This window comes from Nonomuraea sp. NPDC050022 (assembly GCF_044460705.1).
Lineage (GTDB): Bacteria > Actinomycetota > Actinomycetes > Streptosporangiales > Streptosporangiaceae > Nonomuraea.
Window position 1 is genome coordinate 309,666 of the sequence record NZ_JBITKE010000003.1, and the last position, 22,735, is coordinate 332,400.

The window sequence follows — 22,735 nt, forward strand, 5'->3', positions numbered from 1 at the left end:
GACGGCCCGCAGGCCAATCCGCTACTCTTCTTCTTCCTCGTCGGGACCGACGATCGGTTCCGGCTTGTCCAAACACGAGCAGCCGCCGCAGCCGACGATGCAGCGGGTTGGGCCGCAACAGGACGCGACCACATCCATGCCGCGGCCCAGCGTCAGGGTTTGCACCTCCAACCCGCTGACCGTGAGGTCGAACACGTCCATCGGAAGGTCGTGCACATCGAAGTCGAGCGTTTGGTCGGGCGGCATCGATACCCCTTTCGCCTAACGGAATGTGACATCGCGCGTGGTCGACTGTAGGTCGGGCCGGTATGTCCGAGGTATATCGGCCCTATGCCGCCGGGGCCGGTGACTTCAACGACTCACCGTGTGGCGATGCCTGACGAGACGACCACGCGCGCAGCACCTCGTCCGCGGTGTTTGACGGGTGGACGTCACCCTCGCCGAAGGCGCCCGGCTCGCCGTGTCCCGCTCGAAAACACGCTTTCGGGCGCTGAACTGGGATTCTGCTGCGCGATCAGTTCGGCGGCTGCCACCATCGCGGAGTGCTGTTGTCGCTGATCTACCGGGTGGTTCGGTGCTTATGCGGGCTGGTAGCGGTGCTGGTCCGCTCTGATGCGTCCAGAGAGGCTGAGCTGCTGGTGCTCCGACACGAGAACCAGGTGCTCCGGCGTCAACTCGAAGTCCGGCCGCGATGGGGTCGTGCCGACCGGCTCTGGTTCGCGGCATTGTCTCGACTGATCCAGCGCCGCCGGTGGGCCGAGGTGTTCCCGGTAACCCCTGACGATCTTGCGCTGGCACCGCAACCTCGTGGCGCGGAAGTGGACCTTCACCGACAGGCGGCGCCCGGGTCGGCCTTGCACCCGCCGGCCGGTCAAGGCGCTGATTGTGCGGATGGCGCGGGAGAATCCGACCTGGGGGCATCGCCGAATCCAGGGTGAGCTGGCCCTGCCTGGGGTACACGATCGCGGCCTCCACGGTGTGGGAGATCCTGCACAGGGGGGTGACCGCGTATCCGACCGGGGCGTGGACGCTGCAGCAGGCCCGCAACCTGGCGATGGACCTGGGGGAGCGCATCGCGGGGCTTCGGTTCTTGATCCACGATCGGGACCCGCTCTTCACTGTCGCCTTTCGGGAGATCTTCACAACCGAAGGGCTTCGGATCATCACCACTCTGCCGCGGACGCCGAGGATGAACGCAATCTGCGAGCGGGTCATCGGCACACTGCGCCGCGAACTGTTGGACCGGATCCTGATCCTCAGTGAATGCCGTCTGGCCTGGTGCTTCGCGAATACCTGATCCATTACAACGGGCACCGGCCGCACCAGTCCCGGCACCAACGGCCCCCGGACACCGCAACGCAGCCCGCCCGCGACGCGACCCACCTCAACGACCTGCGGTCCATTCGCCGAAGACCCATCGTCGCAGGCATGATCAGCGAATACCACCACGCTGCTTAACTGCAGCTCAACGTACGTAACTCAATATTCGAGCGGCACACGGTCGGGGAGAGGGCGGCTTCGTTCCGCTGGGATCGCGGCGGGACGGAGCCGTTCGTCATGTGACGAAAGCGACGAGCGCGGCGATGGACAGCATGATGATCATGGTGTGTACAGGGTTGGTACGGGCGAGCACGGTGAGAGCACGGATAGGCCAGAACTATGTTCTAGCCAGGGGTGCGATTGCATGTTTCCGCAGCTCAGCGCCATGAACAAAGCGCGCCCTGCAGGATTCGAACCTGCGACCGTCGGATTAGAAGTCCGATGCTCTATCCAGCTGAGCTAAGGGCGCTCGAATTCGGCCTCTGACCAGCATGTCAGCCGACCAGGAGAGACGGTAGCATAATCATACGCCGATCGAACAGTATCGGATTTGGAGGGGCCATGGCGCGATCCCGAAGACAGATGCCCCCTTCGCCTCCCCTGCTCGACATGGTGCCCTCCTGGGAATTGTCCCTTCAGGCGGCTGACAAGTCACCCGGAACGATCCGCAGCTACCTCGACAGCGTACGCGTCCTGGCCCGGTTTCTCTCCGAGCGCGGGTTGCCCGTGGAGGTGGAGGCGGTCGACGCCGCGAACGTACGCGCGTTTCTCGATGCCAGTACTGCCGCGACCAGTTCCGGGAACGCGCGCAAGCATTTTCGCAACCTGCGGGTGTTCTTCAACTGGCTGATCGCGGAAGAGGAGCGGATCTCGGGGACGCCCATGGACGGGATCGATCCGCCGAAGGGGGCCGGGCGGACGGTCGAGTTGCTGGCCGATCGGGAGCTTGAGGCGCTGCTGGAGGTGTGTTCCGGGGGGTCTTGGGTGGATCGTCGGGATACCGCGATCGTGCGGGTGCTCATGGACAACGGGATGCGGCTGTCCTGGCTGGCCGGGCTCCGGCACGGTCCTGCCGGTGATCAGCGGGGCAGTGCTCAAACCGGGGATGTGTGGTTGGATCGGCGGCTGCTGCGGATCGTCCGTAAGGGTGACGACGCGCATCTGGTGCCGATCGGGCCGAAGGCCGCCGCGGCGATCGATCGGTATCTGCGGGCCCGTACGCGGCATCCGCACGCGGCCTCGCCCTGGCTCTGGCTTCCGGTACGCGGCATCACGGCCGAGGGTGGGGATCGGCGGCTGACCGCGACGGGCATACAGCAGATGCTGGAACGGCGGGGTCGGGAGGCGGGAATCCCAGGGCGGCTGCATCCGCACCGGTTCCGGCAGACGATGGCCGACGATTATCTGGAGAAGGGCGGCGATCCGCTCGATCTGATGCGGATCACCGGGTGGAAGAGCGTGGAGATGGTACGCCGATACCTCAGCGCCTCCGCCGAGCGCCACTGAACCTCAGCGCCGCCGGACGCCACTGAACCTCGGTGCCGACTGCCTGTGGCGGACCATGAACAGCAGCACGTCAGTCAGTCCGTCAGGGCGATCACCAGCCACATGAACGCCGCCCCCGCCACCGTGGCCAGCAGCGTCGAACCCGCCGCGCGGCTGGTGGTGTGGGCCTCCGGCAGGATGTCCGACGTCGCCAAGTACAGCAGAAACCCGGCGAACATCCCCAGATACGCCCCCAGCACCCCCGCCGGTATCGCGATCAGAGACGTCAACGTAGCCCCCGTCACCGGCGCCAGAGCATCCAGGCCCAGCAGGATCAGCGCCCGGCGGCGCGCGTTCCCGTACAGGGAAGTGATCGTGTACGTGTTGAACCCGTCCGTGAAGTCGTGCGCGATGACCCCGATCGCGACCGCGACCGCGAGCGTGGTGTCGGTCTGGAAGGCGGCGCCGATCGCGGCGCCGTCGAGGAAGCTGTGGACGACGAGCGCGGCGCCCGCGACGAGGCCGACGCCCGCGTGCGAGTGGCGGTGTGAGGCGTAGTCGCCTTCGTGGGCGTCGTGCATGCCCATGGAGCGTTCGACGCTGTGGATGCCCAGGAACGCCAGCGCGAACATCAGCATCGGCACCGGCACCCCGCCAAGCTGAGCCGGGTCGCGGGAAAGCGCCTCCGGCAGCAGGTCGAACGCCACCACGCCGAGCATGACACCGGCGGCGGCGCCGAGGACGAGGTGACGGCGTTCCTTGACCCGATGCGCGACCAGCCCGCCGAGCAGCGTCATCAAGAATGCCGCGAACGACAGCATGATCGGCATGAGGCTCCAGGCTAGGGGGCGCGTGCGCGTCACAGAGTCGCGACACGCTAAAACGCCAGGCGGGAGGGGTGCAAAAGGGTCTAAGCTCTCTGGGCATGGTCGCGACGCTCCTGCACGAGATCCCCTTGCAGGGCGGGGACGTGACGGACGGGGTGGTCCGGGTCGGTGACACCGTCCGCAGACCGGCGAGCCCGTCGACGCCCGCCGTGCACGCCCTGCTCCGCCACCTGGAAGCCGCCGGGTTCGAGGGCGCGCCGCGCGTCGTGGGCATGGACGGGCTCGGGCGCGAAGTCCTCACCTATATTCCGGGTACGACCGGGCTCGGCCTGGTGACGGTCACCGATGAGGCGCTGGTACGGCTGGCCGAGCTGCTGCGCGACTTCCACGACGCGACGCGGGGCTTCCCGCTGACGCGCGGCGGATGGAAGGGCGGTTCGAACGACGACGCCGCCCCCGAGGTCATCGGCCACTGCGATTTAACCCTTCAAAACGTGATATTTCGCGACGGAAGGCCCCAGGCGCTGATCGACTTCGATCTGGCCCGGCCGACGACCCGGCTGTTCGACGTCGTCACGACGCTCAGGCACTGGGCGCCCATCGGCGACCCGGTCGACCTGGCACCGCTCCAGCGCGGGCTGGACGTGGGGGCGCGGCTGCGCCTGTTCTGCGACGCGTACGGGGTGCCGCCGCGCGATCGGCGACGGCTGCTGGAGCTGGCCAGGCTCCGGTTCCAGCGCTCGTACACGGTCATGCGCGACCGGGCGGCGACGGGCGGGAACTGGGCCAGGATGTGGGCGGGCGGCGCGGGCGAGCGCATCCGCCGGGCAGCCGCCTGGCTGGACAAGCACGAAGATAGGCTCCATGCGCATTTGGTCAGCTAAGTCCCACCGCACTGACGACTGGTCGGTCAAGTCCCACCGTACCGACGACTGGTCAGCTAAGTCCCACCCCGCCAAAGACGTCTCCAGGCCAGTGGGCATCGCGTTGGGAGTGGCGCTCGACGCCGTCATCGGTGACCCGCGCGTGGCCCACCCCGTCGCGCTGTTCGGCCGCGCCGCCACCCGCCTGGAGCAGGCCTTGTATGGCGACGCCAGGCCGAACGGCGTCGTCCACGTCGCCCTCTGCGCGGGCGCGGCCACCGGAGTGGGCGTGCTCGCCGAACGCGTGGCGAACCCCGTCGCCCGTGCGGCGTTGACGGCCGTCGCCACCTGGGCGGTGCTCGGCGGCACCACGCTGGCCCGCGAGGGCGCCTACCTGGCCGCGGCGCTGGAGGACGACGACCTGACCAGGGCCCGCGCCCGCCTTCCTCACCTGTGCGGCCGCGACCCCGCCGCGCTGGAGGCGCCCGAGATCGCCAGGGCCACCGTCGAGTCGCTGGCCGAGAACGCCTCCGATGCCGTCGTGGCCCCGCTCTTCTGGGGTGCCGTGGCGGGCGTGCCGGGGCTGCTGGCGTACCGGGCGATCAACACGCTGGACGCGATGATCGGCCACCATTCCCCCCGCTACGAACGTTTCGGGTGGGCGGCGGCCAGGCTCGACGACGTGGCCAACTACCTGCCGGCCCGGCTCACGGGGTTGATCACCGTACTCGTCGCGCCGAACCGGGCGCGGGCGCTGGCCGTACTGCGAAGGGACGGCCACCGCCATCCCAGCCCCAACGCGGGCAGGTGCGAGGCCGCGTTCGCCGGGGCGCTCGACGTCACGCTGGGCGGCACGAACGTCTACGGCGGCAGAACCGAGCACCGGCCGACCATGGGCGACGGCCCCAAGCCCGAGCCCGCGGACGTCCGGCGCGCGGTGCGCCTCACCCGCGCGGTGAGCCTGACCGCCGCCGCCATCGCGGTGCTGGCCGCCTGGGGCCTGCGCCGCCGCCGCTAAGAGTGCTTACGTCAGGCTCTGAGGTCACACCACATCGGTCCCCGAGCGCGGCAGGAGCAGGAGGAGAGCGGGCAGCCCGGCCAGAGCGGCCATGAGGGCTGCGGTCAGCGTGAGGTTCCCGCCGGCCAGAAGCGGGGCGACGGCCGCGGCACCGACCGGCGGTGTGGCCTGCATGAGCGTACGGAGCACGCTGAACGCGCGGCCGCGCAGGGCGGGCGGGATCAGCTCCATACGCAGCGACTGGGCCCAGACGGTCATCACCACGCCCGCCGCCCCGATCAGCAGGAACCCGGCCGCGAGCACCCACCGATCGGGTACGGCCAGCAGCGCCAGGAATCCGGCCGCCGCCACGAGCTGCGCCAGCCCGATCGCCCGCATCCGGCTGACGTTCGGCTTCCACGACCCGGCCAGGAACCCGCCCGCCAGCTCCCCCACCGACAGGGCGCTCAGGAGCAGCGCCAGCGTGGCCGGGCCGCCGGACAACCCATCCTTGGCCAGCCACGGCCCGGCGACCAGCACCAGGGCGCCCTCGGCGATGTTGAACGCCATGAACGCCAGCGTCGTGCGCACCAGCGCCCGATCGCGCAGCAGGTGGCCGAGGCGCGGCCGGCCCGTCTCCGGCGTCACGTGCGGCCGCAGCGGCGTGCGGACCAGCAGCACGGCCATGGCGAAGCACAGATAGCTCATCGCGTCGAGGGCGAGGACATTCACCGCGCCGATGGCGTCGATCAACGTCCCGGCCAGGGCGTAGCCCACGATTCCGGACACGGCGTACGCCAGGGACTCCAGCGCGTTGGCCTTGTCGAGCGCGTCCGGCTCAACGAGGTCCGGGATGGCTGCGGGCACACCGGCCATGGGCACCATCTTGAGCAGGCCGTGCAGGGCCGCCACGACGAACGGTAGCCACCCCGGCACACCGCCCAGCACGGCCGTCAGCGGCACGGTGGCCACCGCGACACCCCTGATCAGGCTGTCGGCGGCCAGTATGTGCCGCTTGTCGAAGCGGTCGAGCAACGGGCCCACCGCAAGCCCGCCGGCCAGCACCGGAGCGGTGTAGCAGGCGGCCAGCAAGCTGAGCGCGCCGACGTCGCCCGGCCCGTTGAGCACCATCCAGGACAGGGCCACGAGCGTCATGCCGTCGCCGACCAGCGAGATGGACGAGCCGATCCACAGCCTGCGGAAGTCCCGCGCGGCCAGAACGATGAACGTCATGCCGCGGCCCACAGGTGGTGCAGGGCGTAGGAGCGCCAGGGGCGCCAGCTCGCGGGCGCCCGCCGTACCAGCTGGGTGGGCAGGAAGACGTCGGGGTCGGCGAGCGCGCGCATGCGAATGTAGGCGGCGGTCCGCTCGTCCACGCCGGGTACGGCGCGCAGCTGCCGCTCGGCCTCGTCCCGATCGGCGCCCGGATCGAGCGTGAGCCGCCCGGTGACCAGCGCGTCGGCGATCGGGACGACCTCGGCCAGCGCCGCCATCGGCGGGAACAGGTGGGTCACCGCTCCGGCCGGGCTGCCGAGCGGCTCGCCGAAGCGCTCGACCAGTTCCGCCAGCTTCTCCCCCGGGCCGCACACGGCGCGTACGGCCAGCTCGGCCGGGTCCACGTGGCCCGGCGCGCGCAGCCCCGGACGGGCCGTGACCAGCGGGGCGAGCACCGGATCCGCCCCGAGCACCTCCTCGATCTCGCGCGGGTCGGCGTCGAGGTCGAGCAGCACCCGGCACCGCCGCACGGCGACGGCGAGATCCCTGACGTCCGCCAGCAGCAGCTCGCACCGCATGTGATCGCCGCCGTCCGTCACGCTCACCGCTGCTGTCCCGTACGGCAGGCGCAGCGATCTTCGGTAGAACCCGGCCCCGCCCTCCTCGACACCGGGCACGGCCCGCGCTGCCAGGTAGGTGAACAGCGCCTCCGCGTCCAGCGGCGGCCGGTAGGCCAGCCGCACCTCGACCCGGACAGCCCGCGAGCCTGAGCCAACCGCCGATCCGGCCGCGGTCCCCGCACCGGTCACTGCTGCGGAGCCCGGCCGGTTTCCGTGATGTGCGGAAGTGCGGGACCGCAGCTCGGTCGGCGTCAGCCCGTACAGCTGCCTGATCGTCTGGTTGAACTGCCTGATGCTCGCGAACCCCGCCGCGAACGCCACCTCCCCCGCCCCCAACCCCGTCGACTCCAGCAGGACCCGCGCGGTCTGCGCCCGCTGCGCCCTGGCCAGCGCCTGCGGCCCGGCGCCCAGCTCGGCCAGCAGGAGCCGGTGCAGCTGCCGTTCGCTGTAGCCGAGCCGGGCGGCCAGCCCCGAGACGCCCTCCCGGTCCACCAGCCCGTCGGCGATCAGCCGCATCGCCCGGCCGGCCACGTCGGCCCGCAGGTTCCAGTCGGGCGAGCCGGGCGCCGCGTCGGGTCGGCAGCGCTTGCAGGCCCGGTGGCCCTCCTGCTGAGCGGCCGCGGCCGTGGGGTAGAGCCGCAGGTTCTCCGGCTTGGGCATGGCCGCCGGGCAGCTCGGCCGGCAGTAAACGCCCGTGGTGACGACCCCGACGAAGAACCGCCCGTCGAAGCGCCGGTCGCGGCTCCTGAGCACCGCGTACAGATTGTCCGCATCCATCACCCGACCCACTGTGACGTGGCCCGGAGCGCGGCGGCTAGCCAGGATCGGACGTTAACGACAGTGCCCTACAGGAGTCCGGTACGGCGGGCCAGTGCCGCCGCCTCGACCCGGGAGGCCACGCCGAGTTTGGCCATGATGTTGGACACATGCACGCCCGAGGTCCTGGCCGAGATGAACAGCCGCTCGGCGATCTGCCTGTTGCTCATCCCCTCGGCCACCAGCTCCAGCACCTCCAGCTCCCGCGCCGACAGCCCCGGCTCGGCCGTCAGGCGCACCCGGCCGCTGGCCGCGGCCGCCTCGACCTCCTGCCGCAACGGCGCCGAGCCCAGCCGCTCGGCGATGGCGGCGGCCTCGCGCAGCAGCTCGCGTGCCGACTCCGGATCCTGCTCGGCCGCCCTGACCAGGGCCTGTCCCAGCGCGTACGGCTGGCCGACCGTCCGCCAGGCGGCCACGGCGGCCGCCCACGAGCCCCCGCACTCGGCCTCGAACGTCGCCCGGTACGCCTCCTGGACCCGCCCCGTCGTCTCCATGCCCGCCGGCGCCTCGCGCACCCGGCCCGTACGCGCGGCGATCACGAGCAGCGGCCAGGCGTAGCGGCGGCTGAGCGTCAGGTCGTGCGCGGACAGCACGTGGTCGGCCAGCCGCCCGGCCCGCTCCACGTCACCGGCGGCGACGGCGAGCCTGCCTTCGAGCAGGTCGGGCTCCAGGCACGAGTCGTAGCCGCGCGAGCGCCCGCGCATCAGCGGCCTGGCCCGATCCAGAACGTCGGCTGCCTCCCCCAGCGAGCCCTCCCACACCGCGACCGTACCGAGCACCATCAGCAGCCAGGCCCGGTGAATCGGCGGCGGGTCGAGCGCCAGGGCCGCGTCGATGACCTCGCGCGCCTCCTTCCAGCGGCCGAGGGAGGCCAGGGGTTCGGCCAGGTTCGCGGCGATGTGGGCGCCGCGCGAGCGGGCCATGCCCAGGCGCTTGGCCTGCGCCATGCCCCGGCGCGCGACCGCCTCCGCCTTGGCGTGCTCACCCGCCGCCTCCAGCACGTCGGCCTCGCCCGCGTACGCGGCCAGCACCGTGTCGTCGTCGGGCGCGGCGGCCCGCGCCTCGGCGTGCAGTCGCGACGCGGTCGCCAGGTCGCCTTCGAGCGCGGTGAGCGCGGCCAGCGTGACCAGGGACCTGGAGTCGCCGAGCGCGAGCGCGTCCTCGGCGTGGGCACGGGCCTCGGCGTCCTGGCCGTTCCAGGCCAGCGTGTTGGCCAGGGCGCCGATCAGCCGGGCCTCGCGCGGCGCCAGCCGGATCGCCTCCCGCAGGTCCGCCAGCCCCTCCTCGCCGAGCAGGTCGCGGATCGCCACCCGCAGCTCCAGCAGGTGGGCGGCCCGCAGCGGGTCGCGTACCTCGTCCAGCGCCCGGCTCGCGAGCTCCTCGGCCCGCTCGGCGTCACCCACGTGCAGCGCGTCCTTGGCGGCCAGCTCCAGAACCGCCGCATGATCCATACCGCCGTGGGACGGGTCGAACCGACCCACACCGCCATCGGGCGAGTCGGACCGATCCCACGCTTCCACACCGCCGTCGGGCAGGTCGGACTGATCCCACAGCTCCAGTACGCGCTCCCATCGGCCCGCCCGCCAGGCCGCTTCGAAGGCGCGGCGCCGGTCGCCCGCCGCGTACCAGTGGTCGGCGGCCAGCTCGGGCCGCGCCTCGGCGCAGCGGGTGTGCAGCCGGATGCGCTCCCCCGGCAGCAGGTCGTCGTAGACGGCGTCCCGGATCAACGTGTGCCTGAACGCATAGCCGTCCCCGTCCACCAGCAGCAACCGAGCCCGGACGACCGGCCGCAACGCCTCGTCGAGCGCCAAGTCGTCCAGTCCCGCCACGGACCGCAGCACCTCGTGCGGCGTCCGGCTCCCCCCGTACGAGGGCGACACCGACGATGACACAGCGGCGATCCGCAGCACGTCCAGACTGGCCCGGCCGAGCCGCTCGGCTCCGGCGAGCAGCAGCTCGCGCAGCGACGCGGGCGTGGTGGCGGTACCCGCGTCGGCCAGCGCCTCCACGAACAGCGGGTTGCCCTCACTACGCGCCACGATCCGGTCGATGTCGGCACGTCCAAGCGGCGCGACCCGCTCACTGTCGGTACGCCCGAGCGACGCGACCTGCTCGCCATCAGTACGCCCGAGCGACGCGACCTGCTCGCCATCGCTGCCGCCGAGCATGCGCGCCACCTCGTCACGGCCCAGCGGCGGGACCTTGAGTACCTCGGCCATGGGCAGGCGTAGCGGCTCGCGCGAGGTCGCGATCACCAGCACACCGGGCCGCGTCAGGTTGCGCAGCAGGAACACCAGCAGGTCGCGGCTGGCCTGGTCGGCCCAGTGCAGATCTTCGAGTACGAGGACGACGGGCCGCCGCTCGGCCGCCCGCTCGACCAGCAACAGCACCTCCTCGAACAGCCGGGCCCGCCCCAGCTCCGGGTGTTCCTCCAGCTCGCCGAGCTCGGGCAGCAGCCGAGCCAGCCCGTTCCGGCCGCCGCGGGGAACGAGCTCGGCACCGTACTCCCGGACCAGGCGGCGCAGCACCGGCACGAACACCGCATACGGCACACCGCCCTGTACACCGTGCACGGCCGCCTGAACGCTGTGCGCGGGCGAGTGAACCCCGTGCGCGGCCGCCGTCTGAAGGGCCGTCCCCGGGTCGGCGCCGCCCTCGGCCACCAGCGCGTCGACGCCGCGTGTGAACTCGCGTACCAGGGCCGATTTGCCAATGCCCGCCTCTCCGACGACGAGCACCGCGCCCGGCGTGCGCTCCAGGGCGGCCGCCAGCGCGGCGAGCTGCTTCTGACGTCCGACAAACACGCCTCTCATTATTATGAAGAGGCGGCTACGCATCATGCCGGATGTGCCTAGGACGTGCCTCCGGCACCGTTTACGGCATGTTGCCCCACCCCGCCCCATCTGGCTCGCTGCTCACCCGCCCACTGCTCATGACCATGGCCGCCGCGGCCGGTGGGCTGCTCGGGTTCTATCTGCTGTTCGCGACCATGCCGCTCTACGCGGCGTCAGGCGGCGCGGGCGAGTCCGGTGTGGGGTTCACGACCGGCGCCATGATGCTGTCCACGGTCCTGCTGGAGCTGGCCGTCCCGTGGCTGCTGTCGAGGTACGGCTACCGCGCTGTGCTGTCGCTCGGTCTGGTGCTGCTCGGCCTGCCCTCCTTGCTGCTCCCCCTCTCGGCGGGGTTGCCGTTGATCATCGCGGTGGCCCTGCTGCGCGGCGGCGGGCTCGGCATCCTGGTCGTCGCGGGCACCGCGCTGGCCGCCGAACTGGTGCCCACCGAACGGCGTGGCGAGGGACTCGGCCTGTACGGCGTGGCGGTGGGTGTCCCGTCGGTCATCGGGCTGCCGCTGGGCCTGTGGGCGGCCGGAGTGCTCGGCTTCACCCCGGTGCTCATCGTGGGCGGGCTGATCCCGCTGGCCGGACTGGTCGCGGTACTCGGGCTGCCCGCCCTCAAGCCCGCCACAGAGCCCGCCGCCGGGCTCACCGGGCCCGATGCAAAGCCCACCGGGCCCGACGCGGAGCCCACCGGCGGGCCTGGTGCCAAGCCCGCCGGGAGGTTCGAGCTGCGGAGCCAGGTGCGGCCCACGCTGATCTTCGCCGCCGTCACACTGGCCGTCGGCGTGCTGGTGACGTTCCTGCCGCTGGCCGGGTCGCCGGAGCTGGCCTCGGGCGCGCTGCTCGCCCAGTCGCTCGGCACGCCGCTGGCCCGCTGGTGGGCGGGCAAGGTCGGGGACGGGCACGGCTCGGAGCGGCTGCTGGTGCCCGGTGTCCTCGTCACCGCCGTCGGCGTCGCCCTCCAGGTCTGGTCCGCCGAGCCGGTCGCGGTGGTGGCCGGGATGGCGCTGTTCGGCATCGGGTTCGGGGTGCTGCAGAACGCCACGCTGGCCCTGATGCTCGAACGCGGCCCCGCCGGTCCGGTCAGCGCCCTGTGGAACCTCGCCTATGACGCGGGGATGGGTGTGGGCGCGATGGGGTTCGGCCTGTTCATCGGTCACACGGGCTACCCCGTGGGCTTCGCCGTGACCGCGGCCCTGGTCGCCGCCACCCTGCCACTGGCCCTGCGGCGCACCCGCGCCACAACGCCCGCCTACTGACTGGACACTGCACCGCGGCGCGGGGCTGAACGCTGCGCTGCGGCAAACCCGCGCCAGGACTCACCACTAAACGCGGGTCAGCCGGTCCGCTCGACGCCCACCGTGATCTCGTTGCCCAGTTTGTGCTCGCCCACGAGGTCGAGCGAGTCGCCGCTCCAGAACCTGCCCGGGTCGTACCAGTTGGGCCGGCGCCCGCCGGGCAGCAGCCCCATCTCCTCGTATGTGATCGCGACGATCTCGGCGCAGTAGGCGCTCTCCAGCGTGCTCTCCCCCAGCCGGCGCCGCAGCTGCGGGACCCGCCCCCTGGCCCAGCGGGCCGCCAATCTCGCGGTGGAGGGAAACGGGGTGCCGTCGAGCCGGGCCACCGCGCGCAGGGCCGCGTCCTCCATCTCCGGGGTCGCCTCGGGTTCGAGCTGGCGGAGCCAGGCGCGCTGGCCGTACCTGTTGGCCCAGACGGTGACCGCGTCGCGCAGGTCGTGCAGCTGCACCCCACGCTGGTGGCTGCCCGACCAGAGGTCGGGCAGCGACCTGCCGAGCTCGGCGTGCCACATCATGGGCGGCAGGTCCTCGACGACGATCGCCATGCCGACGTGGTTGATCGGGCTGTTGGTCATCGTCTGGATGGCGCGGTCCGGCACCGAGCGTCCGCGGAAGACCCACAGATCACCGGTCCTGGTCAGGCTCACGGCCTCGTCGAGAGTCAGCACACCGCTAGCCTAGGCACATGCGCTGGTGGAAGGTACTCGGATTGGCCGGGGTCGCGGGAGTCGCGGCCACCGGGGTGGCGATCGCGCGGGCCGAACGACGCCGCCGCGCCTACACCCCCGAAGAGATCAAGCAACGACTGCGCGACCGAGTCGAGGGAGCGCCGTCGTCTGGAGGAGGAGCGCCGGGAGCGTAGCGACCAGAGCGACGGGGGAAGACGGCGGCATCAGGCGACCGAGACCGCCTCACGAAGTGAGGCCATAAGCACAGCTCAACCGGCCGGGCGCAGGTCGTAGACGAACACCACGTCCGGATAAGCCGGGTTGTCGTCATAGTTCTGGATGCCGCCAAGATACGCCCGCTGGTAGTTGACCACCCAAGGCAGCGCCCCGGCGACCTGCTGGTCCAATATGCGGCTCGTGGCCTGCGCGAAGCCTCGCTGGGCGGCGGCCTTGTCGGTCACCGTGAGCTCGGGCAGCGTGTCGAGCAGGGCGTCCGTCTTCTTGTCCTTCAGATAGGCCAGGTTGAAGACGGGCGGCTCGGCGCTGTGGAAGACGTTGCCGAACCACGAGTAGCCGTCGGCGTAGTCCGGCCACCAGTACATGACGAAGATGTCCTGGCCGCGCTTCTTGCCCTGCTCCCATTGGGCGTTCCATGGCATCGCCCGCGCGTCCAGCGTGACGTTGAGCGTCTTGAGCGTGGCCTGCAGCCTGGTCACGAGCAGTCGCTCGTCGTTGTCGCCCTCGGCGTAGGTGAGCCGCAGCCGCAGAGGCCGGCCGGTGGGGCCGTAGCCCGCCAGCTGGAGCTGCCGCGCGGCCTCCACGAGGTCCTGCTTCGGCGCTCGTCCCGGGGTGTGGCCGGGCAGCCCTTCCGGCACGATGCCGCTGGTCGGTGAGGCGGCGCCCTTGAGCGCCTGGATGATGCCCTGGTAGTCGACGGCCTTCTGCACCGCGCGCCGTACCCGTACGTCGGCCATGGGGCCCGCGGCCGTGTTGAACAGCAGCATCATCGTCTGGAACGAGGCCCGCTCGGACGTGCGCAGGCCCGGCGTGACCAACGCCCTGGCGAACAGGCGCGGGTTGAGCCGGTCCACGAAGCTCACGTCGCCGCGGAGCAGCATCTTCCAGGCCCGCTCGGGGTCGGGTATGACGCGGAACTCGACCGTGCGGTAGTGGGGCTGGCTCCAGCCGCCCCAGTAGCCGTCGTACGACTTGAGCGTGAGCTCCTTCTCCTTGCCCTTGCGCCAGCTCGCGACCGTGTACGGGCCCGAGCCCGCGTCCCGGCCCTCCTGGAACCACTTGCCGAGATCGGGCGCGGCCTGGGTGTCGTAGATGTAGGCGGCGTAGCCGGAGGAGGCGACCAGGTCCAGCGGGACCGGGTACTTGAGGGTGAACGTCACGGTCTCCGCGTCGTCGGCCCGGATGCCGGACACCGCGTCCCAGATGTAGGACGCTCCGGTCGCACCCTTCATGGTCCGCTCGATCGACGCCTTCACCGCCGCGGCGTCCAGGGGCCGGCCGGTGTGGAAGGTGACTCCCGAACGCAGCGTGAACGTCCATGTCTTGCCGTCCGGCGACGAGCGCCACGCGGTGGCCAGCCGGGGGCTGGACTTCTTGGTCACCGGGTTCCAGACGGTCAGCGTCTCGTAGACGTTCTGCAGGGCGATGATCTCGTTGGAATACGAGCGGCTGGGGTCCCAGTCGGTGATCACGTCCAGATTCTGGACGTAGACGAACGGCGACTCTCCGGCCGGTGCCTGCCGTACCTCTGTAGGAGTCGAACACGCGGCGATGGAGAGCACCAGCGCGGCGACCGCTGCGAGACGACGGCGCAACGCATCTCCCTCTGTGACGGATGTACGCCGAAACCTACTGCACACTGCCCGCCAAAAGTCCAAAAGTCCCGAAAAATTAGCCAATCCAGAGATCGAATTGCTATCCTCTGGGCTTGTCCCGTCCGGGGTTGCCAGCAGGGGACCGACCGGAATGAGGTGCCATGGGTCGTAGCCGAACGATCCGCATGAAGATCATCGGCCTACTGCTGGTTCCGCTTGCCTCGATGGTGGTGCTGTGGGGTGTCATCACCGCCGTCAGCGCGAGCCAGAGCTTGGAACTGCGCCAGTACAAGACGCTCTGGACCAACCTGCGGCTGCCCGCGTACAAGCTCATCAACGAGATCCAGCGCGAGCGCCTGGCCTCGGTGAAGCTGCTGCGTACGGGGAGTTCGGCCGACCGGTCGGCCACCGCGGCGCAGCGCACCAAGACCGACGTGGCCGACGCGGACTTCAAGAAGCTCTCCAGCCTGTCCATGAACTCCTCGGAGACGATCCGGACCCAGGTCGACTCCGTGCTCACGCAGATGGACCGGCTGGACGCGGTCAGGGCCGAGATCGACGCGGGCCTGTCCGACCGCCTGCGCGCGGTCGAGTCCTACAACGCGATGACCGACGCGCTCTTCGGCCTGCACCGGCGGGTGGCGTTCATCGACGACATCCCCATCTACGAGCAGTCGCGCATCGTCATCGACATGGGGTACGCCAAGGAGCTGCTCACCCGGGAGCAGGCCATCGCGGTCGGGCCGACCACGGTCGCCCAGCGCAGGCTGTTCACCCAGTGGGTCGGCAACCGGCGCTTCCTCATCGACCAGGCGCTCGGCGAGCTCGACCCACGCCTGCGCGACACCCAGGTGTCGCTGATCACCTCGGCCGCCTACCAGCGGATGCGGCTCATGGAGGACCAGATCATCGCGGGCGGCGCCCCGAAGTCCTGGCTGACCACGGCCGACACGCTGGCCAAGTCGTTCCAGGAAGCCCAGATGCAGGCGAGCACGATGCTCTCCGCGCGGGCGGAGCCGGTGGCGGACTCGGTGCTCTATCAGTCGTTCGTGCTGGCGGGGACGTGTTTCGTCCTGGTGATCGTGTCGATCGCCTTCTCACTGCGGATGGGCACGCGGCTGTCCAAGGAACTGCTCGGGCTCCGGCAGGCCGCGCTCGAAGTGGCCCAGGAACGGCTGCCGCAGGTGGTGGCCAAGCTGCGCAAGGGTGAGAAGGTCGAGGTGCCCGAGCTGTCGGTGGCGAGCACGACCGTCGAGATCGCCGACGTCGGCCAGGCGTTCTCCACCGTCCAGCAGACGGCCGTGGAGGCCGCGGTCGGGCAGTCGCAGCTGCGCGACGGTGTCGGCCACGTCTTCCGCAACCTGGCCAGGCGCAGCCAGACGCTGCTGCACCGGCAGCGGATCCAGCTTGAGGGAATGCAGCACCGTACGACGGATCCGCATGCCCTCGACGACCTGTTCCGCCTCGACCACCTGACCACCCGCATGCGCCGGCACGCCGAGGGCCTGATCATCCTGTCGGGCGCCACCCCCGGCCGCGGCTGGAGCAAGCCCGTACCGCTGCTGGACGTGGCGCGCGGCGCGGCGGCCGAGGTCGAGGACTACCAGCGCGTCACCGTCGAGCCGATGCCCGGGCAGCGCTTGGCCGGTCCGGTCGTCGGAGATGTGATTCACTTGATCGCCGAGCTCATCGAGAACGCCACCGTCAGTTCCCCTCCGCACACCACGGTCGTCGTGCGCGGGGAGGCGGCGGCCCGCGGCTTCGTCTTCGAGGTTGAGGACCGCGGTCTCGGGATGAGCGAAGAGAAGCTGGCCGAGTGCAACGAGCGCCTGGCCAGCCCACCGGAGTTCGACCTGGCCGACAGTGACGAGCTCGGCCTTTTCGTCGTCTCCCGCCTGGCCGCCAGGCATGACATCCGCGTCACGTTACGCGGTTCACCATATGGAGGGACCACCGCGATCGTGTTGATCCCGGCAGAACACGTGAGCGACCCGCCGGCCGAGCCGGAGAGCCGCGCCAAGGAGCCCGCCGCCCGGCCCATGCGGGTGGTGCCCAGTGAATGACGAGCGGTGGCTGGACGAGGACGCTGGTCCTATCGTCCCCGCCTACTTACTGACCAGGGGCCGGACCGTCCCCGCGAGCAAGGCCATCGACCTCATCGCGGTGATCATCACGGCCGGCGGCCTGACGCCGCCCGCCGGTCTCGGCCCCGAGCATCTGATCATCATGCAGAAGTGCACGAAACCGACCCGGCTCGTGGACGTGGCCGCCGAGCTGAACCTGCCCATCGGTGTGGTCCGGGTGCTCGTCGGCGACCTGCACGCGCAGCAGCTCGTCCAGGTCGAGCCGCCGCGCCCCGCGCCCGACGCCACGGTGCTGCTGGAGGTGATCAACGGCCTGAAGGCGCTCTGAGAGCGCCCTCAGGCCGCACGGGCTGTCGTGTTCAGGCTGCCACGACTGTCACACGGCGGTTGAGCAGGCCGAACACGGCGGCGAAGGCCGCCGCCACCCCGCCCGCGACGGCGGCCACCCCGAAGACCCACTGATATCCGAGTACGCCCGGCTGAGCGGCCAGGACGGCGGCGATGACCGCGCCCGCGGTGCTGCCACCCACGATGCGTACCAGCGCGTTGACCCCGGCGGCCAGCGCCGTCTTGTCCGGGGCGACGTGCTCGACCGCCATGGTGCCGAGAGCCGCGTAGCCCACCCCGAGCCCGATGCCCAGCAGGGACGTCGCCACGTAGATGTCGCCCCCGGTGCGGTGCGCGAAGACCAGCCAGATCGCCGCGAGCGCGACGACCCCGGCGCCGGCCGCCACCATCGACGAGGCCGAGAACCTGCGCATGAACCGCCCGGCGAACAGCGAGATCACCAGCATGAACAGCGTGCTGGGCAGCAGGTAGAACCCCACCTGCAAGGTGGAGGCCCCCAGCCCCGAGGCCGGCGCCTGGGTGAACCCCGAGATGCCCGTCATGACGGTGAAGAAGGCGAACCCGAGCAGCATCGAGGCGACCGTCGCGCCGATCGTGCCGCGCTGCACCAGCATCGACATCTGCACCAGCGGCTCGGCCACCCGCCGCTCGACGGCCACCCACACCACCGCGACCACCACCGCGACCGCGAACAGCCCGAGCACCCCCGGCGAGCCCCAGCCCCACGATCCGCCCTCGCTGATGGCCAGCAGCAGCGCGACCAGCCACACGGTCAGCAGGAACGCCCCGGCCAGGTCCGGCCGCCCGCCGCGGCCCGGAGCCCGGTCGCGCACCAGGAAGGCGACGATCACCGCGGCGACCACCGTGATCGCGCCGGTGATCCAGAACACGGCGTGGTAGTCACCCGAGGCGAGCCCCGCGAGGATCATCCCGCCCCCGCTGCCGAACCCCATGGTGGCGCTGAGCACCCCGATGCCGGTGGCCAGCTGCTGCCTGGGCAGCAGGTCGCGGACCACCCCGATCGCCAGTGGCACCAGCGCCGCCACGAATCCCTGCAAGACCCGGCCCAGCAGCAGCCACGGCAACGAGGTGGCCAGTCCCCCGATGACAGAGCCGATCACCAGGAGGGCCAGCGCGCCGAGGATCATCGGCCGCCTGCCGTACATGTCGCCGAACCTGGACAGCAACGGCGTGGACACCGCGCCGACCAGCAGGCTCAGCGTGAGCGTCCAGCTCACGGCGGAAAGCGAGGTGTGCAGCTCGCGCTGAAGCACGGGAAGCAAGGGGACCACGGCCGTGTTCTGCAAGGCGGCGATGGAGGCCGCGAACGCGAGCGCGACCACCGCGGGCCACGGGCTCCTGACCGGCGTCTCGCGCGTTGGAGGAGCGACAACTGTCGCCATGACGGCTCCTTTAGATAACTTGGGTAAGTAACCAAGTGACGATGATACATACCTAAGTTAGGTAAGCAAACAGATGGACGAAGATCTCAGCAAGACCGTGGCGGCCTTTAGGCAGTTGGTGACCACGATCAACCGCGCCAAGACCCACGGCATGCTGACCGAGGCGGCAGGTGTCCAGCTCGACCGGCCCGACGTGCAGATCCTTGTCCACCTGCTCGACGCGGGCGGTCCGCGCCGGGTCGGCGCGATCGCCGAGGGTTTGCAGGTGGAGAGCCCGCACGTGACCCGGCACGTCGCGTCGCTGGAGCGGCGGGGGTTGCTGACCCGGGTCAAGGACCCCGACGACGGCCGCGCCTGGCAGATCGCGCTCACGGAGGAGGGCGCCGACGCGGCCGCGAGGTGCCGGCGCGTCACCGTCGAGTGGTTCGGCGCCGCGATCTCCGACTGGCCCGAGGCGGAGCGGGCCGATCTGGGACGGCTGCTGTCGAAACTGTCCGACGACCTGTGCGTACACCTGCAGAGCCGCTTGGCGGGCAGTTCCCTCAGGTAAGCGCCCTCAGCCCAGCACGTCCTCAGCGCGGTGGCAGGCCACCTGGCGGCCCTCGACCTCCCTGAGCGCGGGCGCCGTTTCACACTCCTTCACGGCCAGTGGGCAGCGCAGCTGGAACGGGCAGCCCGTCTCGGCAGGCCGCGCCTCCGTCCTGCCCCTGGCCACGGGCGGCTCTCCGCCGAGCTTCGGTACGGCGTCACGCAGCGCCAGTGTGTACGGATGCGCGGGCCTGGCCAGAATGTCGGCCGTCGGCCCCGACTCCACGACGCGCCCCGCGAACAGCACGTGCGAGGTGCGGCAGAGCCGGCCGACCACGGCCAGGTTGTGCGTGATGAGCAGATGTTCCGTGTCGAGGCCGGCCAGCAGGTCGAGGATCCTGGCCTGGACGGTCACGTCGAGCGCGCTGGTGGGCTCGTCGAGGATGAGCAGCCGTGGGCCGACCGCGAGCGCCCTGGCGATGACCACGCGCTGGCGCTGGCCGCCCGAGAGCTGGTGCGGGCGCCTGGTGGCCAGGTCCGGGGAGAGGCCGACCTGGTCCAGGAGCTCGGGGACGCGGTGCCTGGCGTTCCTGGGGAGGGCTTCGGCTATGGAGGCGCCGACGCGCATCCTGGGGTCGAGGGCTTCGGCTTGGAAGACCGGTTGGACGTCTCTGCGAAACGCCCTCATGTCCGCTTTTTTCAGGGTTTTCTGGCCGTACCAGATATTTCCGGATGTGGGGGTTAGCAGACCCAGGAAGGCCCGCGCCAGCGTGGTCTTGCCCGAGCCGCTCTCCCCGATCAGGCCGACGCCGCCATCAGTGAGGTCGAGCGTGACGTCGTGCACGACCGGCGTCTTGCCGTACCCCAGCGTCACCCCCTCCGCCCTGAGCATCGTCACGGCAGCGCCTCCAGCAGCTCACGGGTGTACGGATGGGACGGCTCGGCGAGCACCTCGGTGGCCGGGCCGCTCTCCACGACCGCGCCGTCCTTCATGACCAGCACCCGGTCGGCGATCGTGGAGACCAGGGCCAGGTCGTGGGAGACGAGCAGCAGGGCCAGGCCGCGTTCGGTGCGCAGTCGCCGCAGTACGCCGACGACCTCGGCCTGCACGGTGACGTCGAGCGCGCTGGTGGGCTCGTCGGCCAGGATCACCTCGGCGCCGAGCGCGATGGCCAGCGCGATCGCGAACCGCTGCGCCTGACCGCCGGAGATCTCGTGCGGATAGCGACGCAGGATGCCCGGATCGAGCATGACCGCTTCGACGGCCTCCACCATGATCCGCCGCACCTTCCCCTGCCTGACCTCCCGCCCCGCCTCCTGCTCGGCCCCCTGGTCGCCGCCGCGGCCGTGCAGCTTCAGCGCGCGGCGCATCAAGGTGCCCAGGCGGGTCGTGGGGCTGAGCGCGGCCTGGGGTGACTGCATCACGAGCGCCACCCTGGCGCCCCTGATCTCGCGGAGCCGCCGTTCCGGAGCCTGGAGCACCTCGACCCCACAGACCCGGATATTTCCGGAGACGTGGGCGCCCTCGGTGAGACCCAGGAGCGACAGCAGCGTGGTCGACTTGCCCGATCCGCTCTCCCCTACGATCGCCACGCACTCTCCCGCGCGCACGTCCAACTCCGGCACGTGGGCGACCAGACGCTCGCCGTACCGCACCTGAAGATCCCTGACCTCGATCACTTCACGACCCTTCGCGGGTCCAGGGCGTTGCGCAGCCCTTCCCCCAGCACGTTGAAGGCGAACGCCGTCACCAGAATCGCCAGCCCGGGAAAGGTCACGACCCACCAGTTCGTGGTGAACAGCGTCTGTCCCTGCTCCACCATCAGCCCCCACTCCGCCGTCGGCTCCTGCGCGCCGAGCCCCAGGTACGACAGCGCGGCGGCGGTCAGGATCACCCCGCCCGCGTCGAGGGAGATCTGGACCAGGACGGGGGTGAGGGAGTTCGGCAGGACGTGTCTCAGGACGATCATGGGCGCGGGCACGCCCAGGCAGCGGGCCGCGTCCACGTACCCACGCGTCGAGATGGAGGCCGCCACGGAGGCGGACAGCCGGGCGTACCAGGGCCACCAGGTCGCCGCGATGGCTACGATCGCGGTCGTCACGCTGGGCTGCAGCACCACGGCCAGGGCCAGTGACAGCAGCAGCGCGGGGAAGGCCAGGAAGACGTCGGTGACGCGCATGATGACGTCCCGCACCCAGCCGCCGGCGTAGCCCGCCACCACGCCCAGCGTGACGCCCACGACCGCCGACACCGCCAGGACGGCCACGGCGATGGTCAGGGAGGTCCGCCCGCCGTACAGGACCCGCGTGAGCACGTCCCGCCCGACCTTGTCGGTCCCGAACCAGTGCGCGCCGCTCGGCGGGAGCAGCGCGTCGACGGGCGCGAGCCGGTCCACGGGGTACGGCGCGAGCCACGGCGCCAGGATCGTGGCCAGCAGGATGAGCACGATGAGCACCGCCCCGGCGGCGGCGAACCGGTCGGTGATCTTCGGCAGCGTACGACGCAGCCGCACCGGCTCCGGAGCGTCCTCGGGGCGCGGCTCCAAGCGGTCCTCCTGGCTCGTCGGACCCATGCTCATCGGGCCCTCGCTCTCGGGTCCACCACGCCTTGGAGGAGGTCCACGACCAGGTTGGCCAGCACATAGACCATCGCGACCAGCAGCGTGACGCCCGCGATGGCCGGGGTGTCGAGGCTGTGGATCGACTCGACGGCGTAGCGGCCCAGCCCCGGCCAGTTGAACACCGCCTCGACCAGGAACCCGTTCACGATCGCGTACGCGAACACCAGGGCGATCAGGGACAGTACCGGGTTCAGCGCGGGCCGCAGCGCGAATCTGGTCAGGATCGACGTCTCCCCGAAGCCGAGCGCCCGCTCCAGCCGGGCGTGGTCCTGCCCAGACTCCTCGATGAGCGCCGCCCTGGTCATCTGCGCGATCACGCCCGCCGGGTAGGCCGCCACGACCAGCGCGGGGAGCACCAGGTGTTCGAGCGTGCTGGTGAAGATCGACCAGTTGCCGGTGATGAGCGCGTCGACGATGGTGATGTTGGTCCAGAGCGTCAGCGGGCTGGTGGTGTCGAGCGTGGAGTCGTACTCTCCGGCGACCGGGAACCAGCCGAGGTTGCTGGCGAACACCGTCTGCAGCGTCAGGGCCAGCCAGAACACCGGGACCGAGACGGCCAGCATGCTGACGACCCGCACCCCAAAGTCCGGAAATTTCGTCTTATAGCGGGCTGCGAGCACGCCGACCGGAATGCCCACCGCGATCGCGATGAGCAGCGCCGTACCGACCAGTTCCAGAGAGGCGGGGAACGCGAGCAGCAGGTCGTCACGGACCGGCTGCCGCGTCCGCAGGCTGGTGCCCCAGTCGCCCGTGACCAGGTCCCTGACGTAGTTCCAGAGCTGCACCGGGATCGCGTCGTCCAGCCCGAACCGCAGCCGGGCCGCGGCGAGCTCCTCGGGCGTCGCCTTCGGCCCGGCGAACGCGACCGCCGGATCGCCGGGCACCAGCCGCATGATGGCGAACGTCAGCACGACCACCCCGGCCACGACCAGGACGGCCTGGCCGAGGCGACGGGCCAGATAGCGCGGCACGG

Annotated in this window: 21 protein-coding genes and 1 tRNA gene; 9 read left to right on the forward strand and 13 right to left on the reverse strand. The window is 70.9% G+C overall.

Annotation, left to right across the window (positions count from 1 at the left end; all coding sequences use genetic code 11):
- Nucleotides 1–21 precede the first annotated feature (21 nt).
- Nucleotides 22–246 (reverse strand): thiomuracin/GE37468 family thiazolyl RiPP peptide, encoded by a 225-nt coding sequence (locus ACIBO2_RS12835; RefSeq protein WP_358544557.1) that lies wholly within the window; start codon nucleotides 244–246, stop codon nucleotides 22–24.
- A 754-nt stretch (nucleotides 247–1,000) separates the two neighbouring features.
- Between ACIBO2_RS12835 and ACIBO2_RS12840 the strand changes: the two genes are divergently transcribed.
- Complete coding sequence (locus tag ACIBO2_RS12840) at nucleotides 1,001–1,297, forward strand: hypothetical protein (protein WP_397297020.1); 297 nt, start codon at nucleotides 1,001–1,003, stop codon at nucleotides 1,295–1,297.
- A gap of 418 nt (nucleotides 1,298–1,715) precedes the next feature.
- On the opposite strand, the gene ACIBO2_RS12845 is transcribed toward ACIBO2_RS12840, so the two are convergent.
- A tRNA-Arg gene (locus ACIBO2_RS12845) sits at nucleotides 1,716–1,789 on the reverse strand.
- Nucleotides 1,790–1,881: 92 nt separating this feature from the next.
- On the opposite strand from ACIBO2_RS12845, the gene ACIBO2_RS12850 reads away from it, so the two are divergent.
- Nucleotides 1,882–2,826, forward strand: coding sequence for a tyrosine-type recombinase/integrase (locus ACIBO2_RS12850; RefSeq protein ID WP_358544553.1), 945 nt, complete (start codon nucleotides 1,882–1,884; stop codon nucleotides 2,824–2,826).
- A 74-nt stretch (nucleotides 2,827–2,900) separates the two neighbouring features.
- On the opposite strand, the gene ACIBO2_RS12855 is transcribed toward ACIBO2_RS12850, so the two are convergent.
- Nucleotides 2,901–3,635, reverse strand: a complete 735-nt coding sequence (locus ACIBO2_RS12855; protein ID WP_358544551.1) for a ZIP family metal transporter — start codon at nucleotides 3,633–3,635, stop codon at nucleotides 2,901–2,903.
- A gap of 95 nt (nucleotides 3,636–3,730) precedes the next feature.
- Between ACIBO2_RS12855 and ACIBO2_RS12860 the strand changes: the two genes are divergently transcribed.
- The gene (locus ACIBO2_RS12860; RefSeq protein ID WP_358544549.1) at nucleotides 3,731–4,516 is read left to right on the forward strand and encodes an aminoglycoside phosphotransferase family protein; all 786 of its coding nucleotides are present in this window, start codon (nucleotides 3,731–3,733) and stop codon (nucleotides 4,514–4,516) included.
- A 91-nt stretch (nucleotides 4,517–4,607) separates the two neighbouring features.
- Nucleotides 4,608–5,513, forward strand: a complete 906-nt coding sequence (locus ACIBO2_RS12865) for a cobalamin biosynthesis protein (RefSeq protein WP_358544877.1) — start codon at nucleotides 4,608–4,610, stop codon at nucleotides 5,511–5,513.
- Nucleotides 5,514–5,537: 24 nt separating this feature from the next.
- On the opposite strand, the gene ACIBO2_RS12870 is transcribed toward ACIBO2_RS12865, so the two are convergent.
- The 3 genes from ACIBO2_RS12870 to ACIBO2_RS12880 form a co-directional block, all read right to left on the reverse strand.
- On the reverse strand, nucleotides 5,538–6,725 hold the full coding sequence (locus tag ACIBO2_RS12870; protein ID WP_397297023.1) for an MFS transporter: 1,188 nt from the start codon (nucleotides 6,723–6,725) through the stop codon (nucleotides 5,538–5,540).
- Nucleotides 6,722–8,104, reverse strand: coding sequence for a DNA-3-methyladenine glycosylase 2 family protein (locus ACIBO2_RS12875; protein ID WP_397297025.1), 1,383 nt, complete (start codon nucleotides 8,102–8,104; stop codon nucleotides 6,722–6,724). The genes ACIBO2_RS12870 and ACIBO2_RS12875 overlap by 4 nt, the downstream gene beginning before the upstream one ends.
- A gap of 68 nt (nucleotides 8,105–8,172) precedes the next feature.
- Nucleotides 8,173–10,947, reverse strand: a complete 2,775-nt coding sequence (locus ACIBO2_RS12880; RefSeq protein WP_397297027.1) for an ATP-binding protein — start codon at nucleotides 10,945–10,947, stop codon at nucleotides 8,173–8,175.
- Between the two features lie 77 nt (nucleotides 10,948–11,024).
- On the opposite strand from ACIBO2_RS12880, the gene ACIBO2_RS12885 reads away from it, so the two are divergent.
- Entirely contained in the window at nucleotides 11,025–12,239 is a 1,215-nt protein-coding gene (locus ACIBO2_RS12885; RefSeq protein ID WP_397297029.1) for an MFS transporter, read from the forward strand.
- A 77-nt stretch (nucleotides 12,240–12,316) separates the two neighbouring features.
- On the opposite strand, the gene ACIBO2_RS12890 is transcribed toward ACIBO2_RS12885, so the two are convergent.
- Nucleotides 12,317–12,943: a hypothetical protein gene (locus ACIBO2_RS12890; RefSeq protein WP_358544876.1), complete on the reverse strand. Its 627-nt coding sequence runs from the start codon at nucleotides 12,941–12,943 to the stop codon at nucleotides 12,317–12,319.
- Nucleotides 12,944–12,963: 20 nt separating this feature from the next.
- On the opposite strand from ACIBO2_RS12890, the gene ACIBO2_RS12895 reads away from it, so the two are divergent.
- A complete protein-coding gene (locus ACIBO2_RS12895) occupies nucleotides 12,964–13,140 on the forward strand; it encodes a hypothetical protein (protein WP_397297031.1) in 177 nt (58 codons plus the stop codon).
- Nucleotides 13,141–13,215: 75 nt separating this feature from the next.
- On the opposite strand, the gene ACIBO2_RS12900 is transcribed toward ACIBO2_RS12895, so the two are convergent.
- Entirely contained in the window at nucleotides 13,216–14,778 is a 1,563-nt protein-coding gene (locus ACIBO2_RS12900) for an ABC transporter substrate-binding protein (RefSeq protein WP_358544539.1), read from the reverse strand.
- A gap of 161 nt (nucleotides 14,779–14,939) precedes the next feature.
- Between ACIBO2_RS12900 and ACIBO2_RS12905 the strand changes: the two genes are divergently transcribed.
- A complete protein-coding gene (locus ACIBO2_RS12905) occupies nucleotides 14,940–16,841 on the forward strand; it encodes a nitrate- and nitrite sensing domain-containing protein (RefSeq protein WP_397297032.1) in 1,902 nt (633 codons plus the stop codon).
- The gene (locus ACIBO2_RS12910) at nucleotides 16,834–17,190 is read left to right on the forward strand and encodes a DUF742 domain-containing protein (RefSeq protein ID WP_358544535.1); all 357 of its coding nucleotides are present in this window, start codon (nucleotides 16,834–16,836) and stop codon (nucleotides 17,188–17,190) included. Before ACIBO2_RS12905 ends, ACIBO2_RS12910 begins: the two co-directional genes overlap by 8 nt.
- Nucleotides 17,191–17,221: 31 nt before the next feature.
- Here the strand turns inward: ACIBO2_RS12910 and ACIBO2_RS12915 are convergent, their stop codons facing one another.
- Nucleotides 17,222–18,613 (reverse strand): MFS transporter, encoded by a 1,392-nt coding sequence (locus ACIBO2_RS12915; RefSeq protein WP_358544533.1) that lies wholly within the window; start codon nucleotides 18,611–18,613, stop codon nucleotides 17,222–17,224.
- Between the two features lie 73 nt (nucleotides 18,614–18,686).
- Here ACIBO2_RS12915 and ACIBO2_RS12920 point away from each other — a divergent pair, with 73 nt between their 5' ends.
- Nucleotides 18,687–19,163 carry a MarR family winged helix-turn-helix transcriptional regulator gene (locus tag ACIBO2_RS12920; protein WP_358544531.1) on the forward strand — a complete coding sequence of 159 codons (477 nt, stop codon included), beginning with the start codon at nucleotides 18,687–18,689 and terminating at the stop codon, nucleotides 19,161–19,163.
- Nucleotides 19,164–19,169: 6 nt separating this feature from the next.
- On the opposite strand, the gene ACIBO2_RS12925 is transcribed toward ACIBO2_RS12920, so the two are convergent.
- Genes ACIBO2_RS12925 through ACIBO2_RS12940 form a run of 4 tightly spaced genes read right to left on the reverse strand, consistent with a single transcriptional unit; the run spans nucleotide 19,170 to nucleotide 22,733 of the window.
- Nucleotides 19,170–20,033, reverse strand: coding sequence for an ABC transporter ATP-binding protein (locus tag ACIBO2_RS12925; RefSeq protein WP_358544875.1), 864 nt, complete (start codon nucleotides 20,031–20,033; stop codon nucleotides 19,170–19,172).
- Between the two features lie 2 nt (nucleotides 20,034–20,035).
- The gene (locus ACIBO2_RS12930) at nucleotides 20,036–20,821 is read right to left on the reverse strand and encodes an ABC transporter ATP-binding protein (protein WP_358544529.1); all 786 of its coding nucleotides are present in this window, start codon (nucleotides 20,819–20,821) and stop codon (nucleotides 20,036–20,038) included.
- Nucleotides 20,818–21,720: an ABC transporter permease gene (locus ACIBO2_RS12935; protein ID WP_358544527.1), complete on the reverse strand. Its 903-nt coding sequence runs from the start codon at nucleotides 21,718–21,720 to the stop codon at nucleotides 20,818–20,820. The genes ACIBO2_RS12930 and ACIBO2_RS12935 overlap by 4 nt, the downstream gene beginning before the upstream one ends.
- The gene (locus ACIBO2_RS12940; protein WP_358544525.1) at nucleotides 21,717–22,733 is read right to left on the reverse strand and encodes an ABC transporter permease; all 1,017 of its coding nucleotides are present in this window, start codon (nucleotides 22,731–22,733) and stop codon (nucleotides 21,717–21,719) included. The genes ACIBO2_RS12935 and ACIBO2_RS12940 overlap by 4 nt, the downstream gene beginning before the upstream one ends.
- Between the last annotated feature and the right edge of the window lie 2 nt (nucleotides 22,734–22,735).